The 13,292-nt window shown below is 65.9% G+C and carries 14 protein-coding genes; 8 read left to right on the forward strand and 6 right to left on the reverse strand.

Going from position 1 to position 13,292, the window contains the following annotated elements:
• Positions 1-32: 32 nt before the first annotated feature.
• The gene (gene ppk2, locus RBT42_RS04325; RefSeq protein WP_320362631.1) at positions 33-950 is read right to left on the reverse strand and encodes a polyphosphate kinase 2; all 918 of its coding nucleotides are present in this window, start codon (positions 948-950) and stop codon (positions 33-35) included.
• A gap of 212 nt (positions 951-1,162) precedes the next feature.
• Here ppk2 and RBT42_RS04330 point away from each other — a divergent pair, with 212 nt between their 5' ends.
• Positions 1,163-2,041 (forward strand): acyltransferase, encoded by an 879-nt coding sequence (locus RBT42_RS04330; protein ID WP_320362632.1) that lies wholly within the window; start codon positions 1,163-1,165, stop codon positions 2,039-2,041.
• A 52-nt stretch (positions 2,042-2,093) separates the two neighbouring features.
• On the opposite strand, the gene RBT42_RS04335 is transcribed toward RBT42_RS04330, so the two are convergent.
• Genes RBT42_RS04335 through RBT42_RS04350 form a run of 4 tightly spaced genes read right to left on the reverse strand, consistent with a single transcriptional unit; the run spans position 2,094 to position 5,539 of the window.
• On the reverse strand, positions 2,094-2,807 hold the full coding sequence (locus RBT42_RS04335; protein WP_320362633.1) for a hypothetical protein: 714 nt from the start codon (positions 2,805-2,807) through the stop codon (positions 2,094-2,096).
• The gene (locus RBT42_RS04340) at positions 2,804-3,589 is read right to left on the reverse strand and encodes a class II aldolase/adducin family protein (protein WP_320362634.1); all 786 of its coding nucleotides are present in this window, start codon (positions 3,587-3,589) and stop codon (positions 2,804-2,806) included. The genes RBT42_RS04335 and RBT42_RS04340 overlap by 4 nt, the downstream gene beginning before the upstream one ends.
• Positions 3,573-5,219: an acyl-CoA synthetase gene (locus RBT42_RS04345; RefSeq protein ID WP_320362635.1), complete on the reverse strand. Its 1,647-nt coding sequence runs from the start codon at positions 5,217-5,219 to the stop codon at positions 3,573-3,575. The genes RBT42_RS04340 and RBT42_RS04345 overlap by 17 nt, the downstream gene beginning before the upstream one ends.
• 59 nt (positions 5,220-5,278) lie before the next feature.
• A complete protein-coding gene (locus RBT42_RS04350; RefSeq protein ID WP_320362636.1) occupies positions 5,279-5,539 on the reverse strand; it encodes an RNA-binding S4 domain-containing protein in 261 nt (86 codons plus the stop codon).
• A 155-nt stretch (positions 5,540-5,694) separates the two neighbouring features.
• Between RBT42_RS04350 and RBT42_RS04355 the strand changes: the two genes are divergently transcribed.
• The 7 genes from RBT42_RS04355 (at position 5,695) to RBT42_RS04385 (ending at position 12,370) form a co-directional block, all read left to right on the forward strand.
• Positions 5,695-6,363 carry a hypothetical protein gene (locus tag RBT42_RS04355; protein ID WP_320362637.1) on the forward strand — a complete coding sequence of 223 codons (669 nt, stop codon included), beginning with the start codon at positions 5,695-5,697 and terminating at the stop codon, positions 6,361-6,363.
• Between the two features lie 66 nt (positions 6,364-6,429).
• A complete protein-coding gene (locus tag RBT42_RS04360) occupies positions 6,430-7,905 on the forward strand; it encodes an aldehyde dehydrogenase family protein (RefSeq protein WP_320362638.1) in 1,476 nt (491 codons plus the stop codon).
• A gap of 133 nt (positions 7,906-8,038) precedes the next feature.
• A complete protein-coding gene (locus RBT42_RS04365) occupies positions 8,039-8,962 on the forward strand; it encodes a branched-chain amino acid ABC transporter permease (RefSeq protein WP_320362639.1) in 924 nt (307 codons plus the stop codon).
• Positions 8,963-8,973: 11 nt separating this feature from the next.
• Entirely contained in the window at positions 8,974-10,071 is a 1,098-nt protein-coding gene (locus RBT42_RS04370) for an ABC transporter permease subunit (RefSeq protein ID WP_320362640.1), read from the forward strand.
• Complete coding sequence (locus RBT42_RS04375) at positions 10,068-10,844, forward strand: ABC transporter ATP-binding protein (protein WP_320362641.1); 777 nt, start codon at positions 10,068-10,070, stop codon at positions 10,842-10,844. The genes RBT42_RS04370 and RBT42_RS04375 overlap by 4 nt, the downstream gene beginning before the upstream one ends.
• Before the next feature lie 10 nt (positions 10,845-10,854).
• Complete coding sequence (locus RBT42_RS04380) at positions 10,855-11,604, forward strand: ABC transporter ATP-binding protein (RefSeq protein ID WP_320362642.1); 750 nt, start codon at positions 10,855-10,857, stop codon at positions 11,602-11,604.
• Between the two features lie 181 nt (positions 11,605-11,785).
• The gene (locus tag RBT42_RS04385) at positions 11,786-12,370 is read left to right on the forward strand and encodes a uracil-DNA glycosylase family protein (RefSeq protein WP_320362654.1); all 585 of its coding nucleotides are present in this window, start codon (positions 11,786-11,788) and stop codon (positions 12,368-12,370) included.
• A gap of 41 nt (positions 12,371-12,411) precedes the next feature.
• Here RBT42_RS04385 and RBT42_RS04390 read toward each other — a convergent pair whose 3' ends face one another.
• Positions 12,412-13,221 (reverse strand): mechanosensitive ion channel family protein, encoded by an 810-nt coding sequence (locus RBT42_RS04390; RefSeq protein ID WP_320362643.1) that lies wholly within the window; start codon positions 13,219-13,221, stop codon positions 12,412-12,414.
• Positions 13,222-13,292 lie beyond the last annotated feature (71 nt).

Raw genomic sequence — 13,292 nt, forward strand, 5'->3', positions numbered from 1 at the left:
TGGCGACTCACAAGCGGCCGCGCTGGCAGGTTTCAGTACAGCTCGGGCACGTACATGCTCGCCGGTACCGGCTGGCGGATGTAGTCTTCACGGCGCTCGCGAGGGGGCAGTTGCACCGGCTCGTGCTCGATCTCGTGATAATCGAACTGGGACAGCAGGTGGGCAATGCAGTTCAGGCGTGAACGCTTTTTGTCCACCGCCTGCACGACCCACCAGGGGGCTTCAGGAATGTGGGTGCGTTCGAGCATCACCTCCTTGGCGCGGGTGTAGTCCTCCCAGCGGCGGCGGCTTTCCAGGTCCATGGGGCTGAGCTTCCACTGCTTGAGCGGGTCGTGGATGCGACCCAGGAAGCGCGCCTCCTGCTCGTCGTCGGACACCGAGAACCAGTACTTGATGATGCGGATGCCGCTGCGCACCAGCATCTTCTCGAACTCGGGCACCGAGCGGAAGAACTCTTCGAGCTCGTCGTCGGAGCAAAAGCCCATCACGGCCTCGACGCCGGCGCGGTTGTACCAGCTGCGGTCGAACAGCACGATCTCGCCGGCAGCGGGCAGGTGGGCGACGTAGCGCTGGAAGTACCACTGGGTCTTTTCGCGGTTGTTGGGCGCGGGCAGGGCGGCCACACGGCACACGCGCGGGTTCAGGCGCTGGGTGATGCGCTTGATGGTGCCGCCCTTGCCGGCCGCGTCCCGGCCTTCGAAGATGACAACGACGCGCTGGCCGGTTGCCACCACCCAGTCCTGAAGCTTCACCAGCTCGCCCTGCAGGCGGAACAGCTCGCGGAAGTAGAGGCGGCGCAGGTCGCGGGCCTCGGGCGACATGCCGATGGTGCCTTCGAGCAGGCGGTCATCGACCTCCATCTCCAGCTCTTCGTCATAGCTGTCGATGGCGTCGTCTTGCAGGCGACGCAGCATGTCGGCGTCGAGAACGGGTTTGGGCGTGGTGCTCATGCGAAAAAAGGAGAGAGGGCGGGCCAGGACAAGACAACGTGCCAGCTTGCCACAGTCATGTGTCAATGGGGTGATCATGCCAGCGGAGTGCCCCGATGACACGGGGTCCGCTCTCCCGGCCTTGAGGGGGATTGCGCAATTGGTGCACATCTGTGCACATAATCCCGCCTTGTCGCTTTTTCGGAAAAGACGCTTGGCGTCTGTCTCACCCCATGTCTCAGTTCGTCCGAATCATCAAGGGCACTTTTGCCTCGCTGGTGCTGGCTTGCAGCACCTTGATTGGCTTCACCCTGATGATGCCGTTTGCCCTGCTCAAGCTGCTGCTGCCGTTCAAACCGGCGCGCCGCGTCTTCGATGCCGTGATCAACGGCATCGGCGAGAGCTGGATTGGCGTCAACAACTGGTGGATCGACATGGTGGGCCACACCCGCTGGCAACTGTCGGGCCATGAGGGGCACCGCCCCAAGGGCTGGTACCTGGTCAGCAGCAACCACCAGAGCTGGGTGGACATCCTGGTGCTGCAATATGTGTTCAACCGCCGCATCCCGCTGCTGAAGTTCTTCATCAAGCAGGAACTGATCTGGGTGCCGGTGATCGGCCTGTGCTGGTGGGCGCTCGATTTCCCGTTCATGAAGCGCAAGGGCGGTGGCAGCGCGCAAAAGGACCTGGAGACGGCGCGCAAGGCCTGCGAGAAGTTCAAGGTCATCCCGACCTCGGTGATCAGCTTCATGGAAGGCACCCGCTTCACCAAGGCCAAGCACGACCAGCAACGCTCGCCGTATCAGCACCTGCTCAAGCCCAAGAGCGGCGGCGTGGGCATGGCCCTGGAAACCATGGGTGAGATGTTCGACTGCATGCTCGACATCACCATCGTCTACCCACACGGTGTGCCCACCTTCACCGACCTGCTGATGGGCCGTGTGGACGAGGTGGTGGTGACCGTCAAGGAAGTGAAGATTCCCAAGGAAGTGCTGGTGGACGAGCGGGGCCAGGCGCCCAGCCGCGCCACGGTGCAGACCTGGATCCAGGGCATCTGGGAAGCCAAGGACCGCGAGATCGGCGAGATCAAGGCCCGCTACGCGGCCAAGTGAGCGGACCGCATGGCGTCGCTGCCCCAGCCGGGAGGCTGGGACGGCGGGCCGATCAGGGCGCTGAAGGGGCCGAAGCGGCGGCGGCCAGCAAAGGCTGACGCAGGCGCTCGAACTCGGCGGGCGCCACGTACTGCAGCAACTCCTTGCCTTCGCTGTCGAGCGCCAGATCCAGACCCTTGTCGGGGTACAGGAAGTGCTCCAGGTGGCCATTGCTGCGCACCCGCTGGGCCGGCTGGCCGAAGCGGCTCAGGATGATGTCTTCGTCGAGGTTGGCGGCGGGGATGAAGCTCACGGCGGTGACCGGGGCTTTGAGCGCCTCGGCCAGGTCCGCGCTGGACAGCGTGGCCTTGCGCGTGGTGCCGCCCATGTATTCCGTCTTGGTCGCGCGCTCGCGCATGCCCTGGATGACATCCGGCGGCAGGTGGGCCGTGACGATGGCCTTGCCGCTGATGAAGCCAGCCTGCATCGGGTCGACATAGGCTTCCAGCGTACCGGCCTCGTTGGGTGCGGCCACGATAGCGACCTGTACCTTGTCGCCCCAGCGCTGCAGCACATCGCCCAGGGTGCTGCGACCGGGGGACGCCTCGCCCAGGGTCAGACCCAGCACCTGGCTGCCGCCACCGGGCAGGGCGCTCACCTGCCAGGGCATGTCTTGTGTGGTGGTGGGCGTGTCGCTGTGGCCGAACCACATGCCGCCCCCCACGATGAGGGCGCTGGCGCCCAAGGCCGCGACCACGAGGCCGCTGACGATCCAAATCTGCTTCATGTCTGGTAGCTGGGGTCCACTCGGTCAAGTTTGCGGATCAGGGCGGGCCACACGAAGTTGCCGCCCTGACCACCCGTCTGCACCTTGCTCGCGCGCGAGACGCCCGCCATGATGCCAGGGTCCACCTCGGTGAGCGCAGCCCCGCCCGACTGTGCCGCCAGCTGGATGCGGCAGGTGTTCTCGAACAGGTACATGTTGAGGAAGGCGTCGGCGATGGTGCGCGAGGCCACCAGCAGGCCGTGGTTGCGCAGCATCAGGAAGCGCTTGTCGCCCAGGTCGGCCTGCAGGCGGGGCTTCTCTTCCTCGCGGAAGGCGACGCCCTCGTAGTCGTGGTAAGCCAGCGAGCCCAGCACGAAGGTGCTTTGTTGGGAGATGGGCAAGATGCCCTCGCGCTGCGCCGACACGGCCACGCCGGCCACCGTGTGGGTGTGCATCACGCAGCCGACGTCGTGGCGCACCTCGTGCACGGCGCTGTGGATGTTGAAGCCCGCCGGGTTGACCGGGAAGGGCGAGTCCATCACCTTGTTGCACTGCAAGTCCACCTTGACCAGGCTGGAGGCCGTGATCTCGTCGAACATCAGCCCGTAGGGGTTGATCAGGAAATGGTGCTCGGGCCCCGGGATGCGCGCCGAGATGTGGGTGAAGACCAGATCGCTCCAGCCATACAGGTCGACCAGCCGGTAGGCGGCGGCCAGGTCCACGCGCAGCTGCCATTCTTCGGCGCTGACCTGGTCTTTCAGGGAAGGGGTGTTCACGCGCGGGTCCTCAGACGTCGATGGCATCGGCCGAGCCGGCCACCTTGCGCAGCTCGTACTTCTGGATCTTGCCGGTCGAGGTCTTGGGCAGCTCGCCAAACACCACGGCCTTGGGCACCTTGAAGCCGGCCAGGTGGGCCTTGCAGTGCGCCACGATGTCTTCGGCGGTGACCTGGGCACCGGCCTTCAGTTCGATGAAGGCGCAGGGTGTCTCGCCCCACTTCGGGTCAGGCTTGGCGACCACGGCGGCGGCCATCACGGCGGGGTGGCGGTAGAGCACGTCTTCCACCTCGATGGACGAGATGTTCTCGCCGCCCGAGATGATGATGTCCTTGCTGCGGTCCTTGATCTTGACGTAGCCGTCGGGGTACATCACGGCCAAGTCGCCGGTGTGGAACCAGCCGCCGGCAAAGGCCTCTTGCGTGGCCTTGGGGTTCTTGAGGTAACCCTTCATCGTGATGTTGCCGCGGAACATGATCTCGCCCATGGTCTCGCCATCAAAGGGCACGGGCTGCATGGTCAGCGGGTCCATCACGCTCACGTTGCGCTGCAGGTGGTAGTTCACGCCCTGGCGCGCGTTCAGGCGGGCGCGCTCGCCCACGTCCAGCGCATCCCAGGACTCGTGCTTGACGCACACGGAGGCCGGGCCATAGATCTCGGTCAGGCCGTACACGTGGGTCAGGTCAAAGCCCAGTTGCTCCATGCCTTCGATCATGGCGGCAGGGGGCGCGGCACCGGCCACCATGCTCTTGACCTGGTGGGTGATGCCCTGCTTGAGCGCATCCGGCGCGGCGATCATGGCCGACAGCACGATGGGGGCGGCACAGTGGTGGGTCACTTTGTGAGCCCGGATGGCATCGAAGATGGCCTTGGGGTCAACGCGGCGCAGGCAGACGTTGACGCCCGCACGCGCCGCCACCGTCCAGGGGAAGCACCAGCCGTTGCAATGGAACATGGGCAGCGTCCACAGGTAGACGGCGTGCTTGGGCATGTCCCACTCCAGGATGTTGGAGATGGCGTTGAGGGCCGCACCGCGGTGGTGGTAGACCACGCCCTTGGGGTTGCCGGTGGTGCCCGAGGTGTAGTTCAGGCTGATGGCGTCCCACTCGTCGTCGGGCAGCTGCCAGGCGAACTGGGCATCGCCGGTGGCCACGAAGTCGTCGTAGGTCTGGCTGCCGATGCGTTGCACCGTGCCGGCGTACAGCGCGTCTTCGGTGTCGATCACCAGCACCGGGTGGGTGGACTGGCGCATGGCCAGCGCGCGGCTCATGACGGCGGCAAATTCGGGGTCGACGATGACGGCCTTGGCCTCGCCATGGTCAAGCATGAAGGCCAGCGCTTCGGCGTCCAGGCGTGTGTTGAGCGTGTTGAGCACCGCACCCGACATGGGGATGCCGAAGTGCGCCTCGACCATCGGGGGCGTGTTGGGCAGCATCACGGCCACCGTGTCGCCCTTGCCGATGCCGTGCTGCTGCAAGGCGCTGGCGAGCTGGCGGCAGCGCGCATAGGTTTGCGACCAGGTCTGGCGCAGGGCGCCGTGGACGATGGCCAGGCGGTCAGGGTAGACCAGCGCCGAGCGCTCCAGGTACAGCAGAGGGGTCAGGGCTGCGAAGTTGGCGTCGTTTTTGGGCAGATCTTGCGCGTAGATGTTCGGCATCGGTTTTCTCCTTGTGGGAATCCTGCATCGTGCCTCAAGCGGCGAGGCGTGGCCTCGGGTCAATCCCCGTTGTCGGGGGAAACCTGATCCAGATCAGGATCGGGCAGCACCTTGATGCGGGCACCGTGCAGGCTCACCACCTGGCCGCCGCGGATCTTGGCCGTCTTGCGCAGCTCGTCGCGGCCATCAACCTGCACCATGCCTTCGGCCACCATGGTCTTGGCGCGTCCGCCGCTTTCGGCCAGGCCGCAGGCCTTGAGCAGACGGTCGAGGGTGATGAATTCGCCGCGCAGGGGGAAGGTGATTTGTTGCAGGGCCATGGTGGGGGCGATTCAGGGTTGTTGGGGAGGTGTGCACGGGGCACAAGAGGGGTTTCACCGTGCACAATCTCGGGATTGTGGATCACGCTGTTTTCAGATACGGTGCGATCCGCGTGCCCGACCTCTATTTTGTCCCGTGAGGGGACCGCCTCGCCATGAGCATGAAGAAAACCGACCTGGAAAAGAACAAAGCCATCAAGCTGCGCGAGGGCGTGCAGAAGGCGCCGGTGCCGACGCGGTTTGGCGTGGCCTCGACCGCCGTGCCCGACCGGCGGGAGCAGCGCCGCCTGGACCATGCGGCCGGCCTGGTGCCGTTTGCCTGCAAGCTCAAGGATGAGCTGGTGCAGCGTCTGCGTGCCCTGGCCGAGCAGGAAGGCGGGAACCTCAATGCCTTGACCGAGCGCCTGATCCGCGCGGGCCTCAGCGCCGAGGGCGTGCGCGTGCCGGCGACCAAGAAGGTGGGCGCAGCCCAGCCGGTGGCCAAGAAGACCGCGGTGAAGTTGCCGACTGTGAAAGCACCCGTGAAGGCGCCGGCGAAGCCGGCTGCCGCGCCCAAGGCGCCAGCCAAGAAGGCGGCGACACAGGCAGCGGCCAAGCCAGCCGCCAAGCCCGTCGTGGCGAAGAAGGCCGCGGTGAAAAAGGCGGTGACGCCCAAGGCCGCAGCCAACCAAGCCGTGGTGAGCAAGAAGGCCCCCGCCAAGACCGTGACGACCTCGAAGGCTGCTGGCGTCAAGGTGGCTGCCAAAAAGGCACCGGCCAAGAAGTCCCCCGCCCAAAAGGTGCCCGCCAAGAAGGCGGTCTCTGCCAAGGCGAAGAAGGCCTGATCTCAGCGGGTGGGACGCCCACCCTGATGACACTGGCCGATCTCATTTGTTGAATCTGGAGTTCTCATGACCCGACCCGTGATGCACCTCGTCGATCCCAAGACCGGGGAGTCCGATCCCGCGGACATCCGCCGGGTCTTCGACTCGCAACTGGCCACCTCGTTGGCCTGGCGCGAATCGACGATTGCCGAGCGCATCGCACGCCTCAAGAAGCTGCGCGAGGCCATGCTGGCCCGCCGCGCCGACTTCTACGCGGCGTTCGAGAAGGACTACCGCAAGCCCGCCATCGAGGTCGACGGCACCGAGTTCATGCCGGTGCTCGAGGAGATCCGCCACACCATCGGCTCGCTGAAGAAATGGGCTCAGCCCAAGCGCGTGCGCCCGACCATTGGCACGCTGTTCACCGAAAGCTGGATCGAGTACCAGCCGCGTGGCCGCTGCCTCATCATCTCGCCGTGGAACTTCCCGCTCAACCTGTGCTTCGGCCCCCTGGTGTCGGCGCTGGCGGCCGGCAACACCGTCATCCTCAAACCTTCGGAGATGACGCCGTCGGTCAGCGCCGTGATGGCCCAGGTGATTGCCGACACCTTCCCGTCCAACGAAGTGGCGCTGTTCGAGGGCAGTCTGCCCACGTCCACGGCGCTGCTGGAGCTGCCGTTTGACCACATCTTCTTCACCGGCTCGCCGGCCGTGGGCAAGGTGGTGATGGCGGCAGCGGCCAAGCACCTCACCAGCGTCACGCTGGAGTTGGGGGGCAAGTCGCCCGTGATCGTTGACGAGACGGCCAATGTGCGCAACGCTGCCGAGGTGATGCTGTGGGGCAAGCTGACCAACTGCGGCCAGATCTGTGTGGCGCCCGACCACGTGTTCGTGCACGAGAGCGTGAAAGAGCGCTTCGTGGCCGAATGCCGCCAGGTGCTGGCCGAGCGTTACGGTGCCACGCCCGAGGCACAGCGTGCCTGCCGCGACCTAACCGGGGTGATCAACCAGCGTCACACCCAGCGCATTGCCGGGCTGCTGCAAGACGCCGTGGCCAAGGGCGCGCGCACGCTGACCGGTGGCGAGGTGGACGTGGCCGGCTGCTACATCGCACCGACGCTGCTCGACCAGGTGCCCCGCGATGCGGCCATCATGTCGGAAGAGATCTTTGGGCCGCTGCTGCCCATCCTCACTTTCCGCAACGTGGACGAGGTGGTGCGCCAGATCAACGAAGGCCCCAAGCCGCTGGCGCTGTATGTGTTCAGCCAGGACAAGGTGCGCACGCGCCGCATTCTGGCGCAGACCAGTTCGGGTGGCGTGGCCATCAACCAGGTGGTGCTGCACTACGCGCAGGGCAATCTGCCCTTTGGCGGGGTCAACAACTCCGGCATCGGCAACGCCCACGGCGAGTTCGGTTTCAAGACCTTCTCGCATGAGCGCGGCGTGCTCAAGGGCGGTGCCATCAACGCCGCCAAGATGCTGTTCTACCCGCCGTACACCGGCCTGAAGCGCCGCATGGTCTCGCAGTTCCTGGGGATGCTGAAGTACCGCCTGCCGTTCTGACGCACCCTGGATGCAGGGGATCACCGGGGGTGTGCCCTGGTCTTGATGGCCGATAATCCCAGGCATTGATTTCGATACAGCCCGCCTGCTGGTTGCGACCTGCCTGGCGGGCTTTTTGCATGCCTCACGGATCGTGGACATCTTCATTCAACAACTGATCAATGGCCTGGTGCTGGGCAGCATGTATGCGCTCGTGGCCCTGGGCTACACCATGGTGTACGGCATCGTGAACCTCATCAACTTCGCCCACGGCGAGGTGCTGATGGTGGGCGCGCTGGTGAGCTGGACGGTGGTCACCCTGCTGGGCGACACTGGCTGGCCGGGCTGGGTGCTGTTGAGCCTGTCGCTGGTGGCGGCCATGGCGGTGTGCATGGCGCTGAACTACGCCATTGAGAAGCTGGCCTACCGCCCACTGCGCAATGCGCCCCGCCTGGCACCGCTGATCACGGCCATGGGCATGTCGCTGCTCTTGCAGACGATGGCGATGATCATCTGGAAGCCCGATTACAAGCCCTATCCCATCCTGCTCAACGACGAGCCCTATGAGTTCATGGGCGCCACGATCAATCTGGTGCAGATCCTGATCCTGGTGGTGACGGCGCTGACCATGGCGGGGCTGCTGGCGCTGATCCACGGCACCAAGCTGGGTCGCGCCATGCGCGCCACCGCCGAGAACCCGCGTGTGGCGCAACTGATGGGCGTGCAGCCTGACAAGGTCATCTCGGCCACCTTCATCATCGGCGCAGCGTTGGCCGCCCTGGCCGGGGTGATGTGGGCCGCGAACTACGGCTCGGTGCAGCACACCATGGGCTTCCTGCCAGGCCTCAAGGCCTTCACGGCAGCGGTGTTCGGCGGCATCGGCAACCTGGGCGGTGCGATGGTGGGTGGGGTGCTGCTGGGCGTCATCGAGGCGATGGGCGCGGGCTACATCGGTGAGCTGACGGGCGACGTGCTGGGCAGCCACTACCAAGACATCTTCGCCTTCGCGGTGCTGATCCTGGTGCTGACCTTGCGACCGCGCGGTCTGCTGGGCGAGCGCGTGGCCGACCGGGCGTGAGGGGGCGAGCCATGTTGAAGAACCGTTTGCAGGTGTTCCTGATCAGTGCCGTGGCTTTGGCCGTTTTGCCCCTCGCCTTGCAAGGCGTGGGCGAGGCCTGGGTGCGCATCATCGACACCGCCTTGCTCTACATCTTGCTGGCCCTGGGCCTGAACATCGTGGTGGGCTTTGCCGGCCTGCTGGACCTGGGCTACATCGCTTTCTATGCGGTGGGTGCCTATCTGTTCGCGCTGCTGGCGTCGCCGCACCTGGTGGAGAACCTGCCGGCCGTGGCGGCCATGTTCCCCAATGGCCTGCATCTGCCCATCTGGGCAGCCATCCCGCTGGGGGCGGGCGTGGCTGCAATGGCGGGGGTGCTGCTGGGCGCGCCCACGCTCAAGCTGCGTGGTGACTACCTGGCCATCGTCACGCTGGGCTTTGGCGAAATCATCCGCGTGTTCATGAACAACCTGGATGCGCCGGTCAACATCACCAATGGCCCCAAGGGCATCAGCAGCATCGAGCCCATCCACATCGGCTCGCTGAACCTGGGCGAGTCGCTCCACATCGGGGGCTTCACGCTGTACTCGGTCACGCTGTACTACTACCTGTTCCTGGCGGTGGTGGTGCTGGCCGTGGTCATCAGCCTGCGCCTGCACGACTCGCGTCTGGGCCGCGCCTGGATCGCCATCCGTGAAGACGAGATCGCGGCCAAGGCCATGGGTCTGAACACGCGCAACCTCAAGCTGCTGGCCTTCGGCCTGGGTGCCATGTTCGGTGGCGTAGCCGGGGTGCTGTTCGCCAGCTTCCAGGGTTTCGTCTCGCCCGAATCATTCAGCCTGCAGGAGTCGGTGCTGGTGGTGGCCATGGTGGTGCTGGGCGGCCTGGGGCACATCCCTGGCGTGATCCTGGGCGCCTTCCTGCTGGCCGCCTTGCCCGAGGTGCTGCGCCATGTGGCGGGGCCCTTGCAAGCGCTCACCGGTGGCCGTCTGGACGCATCCATCCTTCGCCAGTTGCTGATCGCGCTGGCCATGATCGGCATCATGCTGGCGCGGCCACGGGGCTTGTGGCCCTCACCGAATCCGGAAGACCGCCTGATCCCGGACGAGGCCAAGGGAGGCCGCGCATGAGCACCCCGCTGTTGACGGTGTCCGGCGTGTCCAAACGCTTTGGCGGTTTGCAGGCGCTCAGCGAGGTCGAGCTCACCATCGAGCCGGGGCAGGTGCATGGCCTGATCGGCCCGAACGGCGCAGGCAAGACCACCTTCTTCAACGTGATCACCGGGCTGGTGCCGGCCGACCGGGGGCGCTTCACGCTGGCGGGGCGCGCCTACCGGCCGACCGAGGTGCACAAGGTGGCACAGGCGGGCATTGCGCGCACCTTCCAGAACATCCGCCTGTTTGCCGACATGTCGGCGCTCGACAATGTGCGGGTGGGGCGCCATGTGCGTACCAAGGTGGGCTGGTGGCAGGCTTTGCTGCGCACGCGTGCTTTCATGCACGAAGAAGCCTTGATCACCCGCGATGCCCAGGCCTTGCTGGATTTTGTGGGCCTGTCGGGCAAGCACCACCAGACCGCGCGCACGCTGAGCTACGGCGACCAGCGCCGCCTGGAGATTGCCCGCGCCCTGGCCACCGAACCCAAGCTGCTGGCGCTGGACGAGCCGGCCGCGGGCATGAACGCCACCGAGAAGGTGCAGTTGCGCGAGCTGATCGAGCGCATCCGCGCCCAGGGGCGCGCCGTGCTGCTGATCGAACACGATGTGAAGCTGGTGATGGGCCTGTGCGACCAGGTGACGGTGCTGGACCAGGGGCGGCGCATTGCCCATGGTCTGCCCGCCGATGTGCAGCGCGATCCGGCCGTGATCGCGGCCTACCTGGGCCAGTCCCACCAGCCTGCTTGAGTGCCTTGCGATGACGCTGTCTGCCCCTGTTTCTGTTTCTTCGAGCGCCGATGAACCCTTGCTGACCGTGCGCGATCTGCATGTGGCCTATGGCGGCATCCAGGCGGTCAAGCGCCTGGACATGGTGCTGCACCCGGGTGAGCTGGTCAGCCTGATCGGTGCCAACGGTGCGGGCAAGACCACCACGCTCAAGGCCATCTGCGGCCTGCTCCAGCCCCAGTCGGGCGAGGTGCGCTACCAGGGCCAGAGCCTGATCGGCCAAGGCCCCTGGGACCTGGTCAGCCAGGGCCTGGTGATGGTGCCCGAAGGGCGCGGCATCTTCGCCCGCATGACCATCGACGAGAACTTGCGCATGGGCGCTTACCTGCGCAAGGACGGTGAGGTGGAGGCCGACATTGCGGCCGTGTACCAGCGCTTCCCGCGTTTGAAAGAGCGCCACAAGCAGCTGGCCGGCACCTTGTCGGGTGGCGAGCAGCAAATGCTGGCCATGGGCCGCGCGCTGCTGGCGCGTCCCAAGCTGTTGCTGCTCGACGAGCCCTCAATGGGCCTGTCGCCCATCATGGTGGACACGATTTTTGAGGTGGTGCGCGATGTGTCGCAGCAGGGCGTGACCGTGCTGCTGGTCGAGCAGAACGCCCACCGCGCGCTGGAGTTGGCCGACCGGGCCTATGTGCTCGACTCGGGTGAGTGCGTGCTGTCGGGCCCGGCGCGGGAGCTGCTGGGCAATCCGCAGGTGCAGGCCGCATACCTCGGAGGCTGACGCGGTTCATGCGGTGCGGCCTTGACCGCCGGCAGTGGGCGCGGGTAGCCTGAATACCTTTGTCAGCCTGTCTCAGGGAAAGGCGGCAGCCATGTCGACCCACACCGTTCGAAGGCATACCGAGCAGCGCCCCTCGCCCGAGCGGGCGCAGGGCACGGCGGGGCCGGGGGGCAGTGCCGAGATGGACGCCTTGTTGCCTCGGGTGAGGGCGTGCACCCTGTGCGCGGGCAGCTTGCCCTTGGGGCCACGCCCGGTGCTCCAGGCCCATGCCGAATCGCGAATCCTGATTGCCGGTCAGGCACCGGGCCGCAAGGTCCATCTCAGTGGCGTTCCGTTTGACGATGCCAGCGGCGACCGGCTGCGGGCTTGGCTCGGGGTGTCGCGGGAGCAGTTCTACGATGCACGCCGCGTGGCCATCCTGCCCATGGGATTTTGCTATCCGGGCACCGGTGCCACAGGCGATCTGCCGCCACGGCCGGAGTGTGCGCCTGCGTGGCGTGCCCCCTTGCTGGCGGCCATGCCTCAGGTGCAGCTCGTCCTGGTGCTGGGACAGTACGCCCTGGCTTGGCATTGGCCGCGCCCGGAGGGCGGCGCGGCGCCGTCGGTCACCGATGCGGTGATGGCATGGCGTCGCCATTGGCCGCAGATGCTGCCTTTGCCGCACCCCAGTCCGCGCAACAACCGCTGGTTCAAACAGCAGCCATGGTTTGACGAGCAGGTCGTGCCCGTGTTGCAGGCACGCGTGGCCGAGATCCTGGCGGATTGAGCCACCACCGCAGGACGGTGGCGGCACGAGTCAGCGATGCCTCAGACCGTGCGGTGCACCACCGGCGTCTCCGGCACGGGGTAGCCTGCCGCCGCGAAGGTGGCGACGATGGCCTTGTGGGTGTCGAAGTACACCTGCCAGTAGTGGTCGGTGTGGGTGTAGGGGCGCACGCACAGTTTGGGCCCTTCGGGGGTGAACTCCAGAATCTCGATGTCTGGCGCGGGGCTGTCTTTCACGTTGGGGATCGCGGCGATGGCCGGGCGCAGACGCGCGATCGCGTCTTGCACATCCACGCTGTTGGCCACCTTGGCCACGCAGTCCACACGCCGATAGGGTTCGGCGCTGAAGTTCTGGATGTTGTCGCCGAACACCTTGTTGTTGCCCACCACCGTGATGACGTTGTCGGGCGTGACGATGGTGGTGGCGAACAGGCCCAACTCCTTGACCGTGCCTAGCGTGCCGCCCGCGCTGATGAAATCGCCCACCTTGTAGGGGCGCAGCACCTGCAGGAACAGGCCAGCGGCAAAGTTGCCGAGCATGCCGCTCCAGGCGGCCCCGATGGCCAGACCGGCACCGGCGAGCAAGGCGGCAAACGAGGTGGTCTTGACGCCGAAGATGTCCAGAATCGCCAGCACCAGCACCAGCGTCAGCAAGACGGAGATGATGGAGCGCAGGTACTGCGTGAGCGTGGCGTCGATCTTCTTGCCTTTTTCCAGCGCGGTGCCGATCAAGCGCACGGCCAGGGCGATCAACCAGCGGCCAATGACCCAGGCCGCAATCGCCCCCAGGATCTTCAAGCCAAAGTCAGCGCCTTGGGTGGACAGAAAATTCCAGATGACTTCCGTGTTCATGGAGACCTCCTTGTTGGTGGTATGGGGGGCAAAGCCGCATTGAGGGTATTACACCTGATGGGTTGTGACAA

Origin of the sequence: Aquabacterium sp., from assembly GCF_034003525.1 — a bacterium.
Taxonomy (GTDB): domain Bacteria; phylum Pseudomonadota; class Gammaproteobacteria; order Burkholderiales; family Burkholderiaceae_C; genus Aquabacterium.

Bases quoted from the DNA above. Each gene is read 5' to 3' on its own strand.
- ppk2 (WP_320362631.1), bottom strand. From the start codon at position 950: ATGAGCACCACGCCCAAACCCGTTCTCGACGCCGACATGCTGCGTCGC.
- RBT42_RS04330 (WP_320362632.1), top strand. From the start codon at position 1,163: ATGTCTCAGTTCGTCCGAATCATCAAGGGCACTTTTGCCTCGCTGGTG.
- RBT42_RS04335 (WP_320362633.1), bottom strand. From the start codon at position 2,807: ATGAAGCAGATTTGGATCGTCAGCGGCCTCGTGGTCGCGGCCTTGGGC.
- RBT42_RS04340 (WP_320362634.1), bottom strand. From the start codon at position 3,589: ATGCCATCGACGTCTGAGGACCCGCGCGTGAACACCCCTTCCCTGAAA.
- RBT42_RS04345 (WP_320362635.1), bottom strand. From the start codon at position 5,219: ATGCCGAACATCTACGCGCAAGATCTGCCCAAAAACGACGCCAACTTC.
- RBT42_RS04350 (WP_320362636.1), bottom strand. From the start codon at position 5,539: ATGGCCCTGCAACAAATCACCTTCCCCCTGCGCGGCGAATTCATCACC.
- RBT42_RS04355 (WP_320362637.1), top strand. From the start codon at position 5,695: ATGAGCATGAAGAAAACCGACCTGGAAAAGAACAAAGCCATCAAGCTG.
- RBT42_RS04360 (WP_320362638.1), top strand. From the start codon at position 6,430: ATGACCCGACCCGTGATGCACCTCGTCGATCCCAAGACCGGGGAGTCC.
- RBT42_RS04370 (WP_320362640.1), top strand. From the start codon at position 8,974: ATGTTGAAGAACCGTTTGCAGGTGTTCCTGATCAGTGCCGTGGCTTTG.
- RBT42_RS04375 (WP_320362641.1), top strand. From the start codon at position 10,068: ATGAGCACCCCGCTGTTGACGGTGTCCGGCGTGTCCAAACGCTTTGGC.
- RBT42_RS04380 (WP_320362642.1), top strand. From the start codon at position 10,855: ATGACGCTGTCTGCCCCTGTTTCTGTTTCTTCGAGCGCCGATGAACCC.
- RBT42_RS04385 (WP_320362654.1), top strand. From the start codon at position 11,786: ATGGACGCCTTGTTGCCTCGGGTGAGGGCGTGCACCCTGTGCGCGGGC.
- RBT42_RS04390 (WP_320362643.1), bottom strand. From the start codon at position 13,221: ATGAACACGGAAGTCATCTGGAATTTTCTGTCCACCCAAGGCGCTGAC.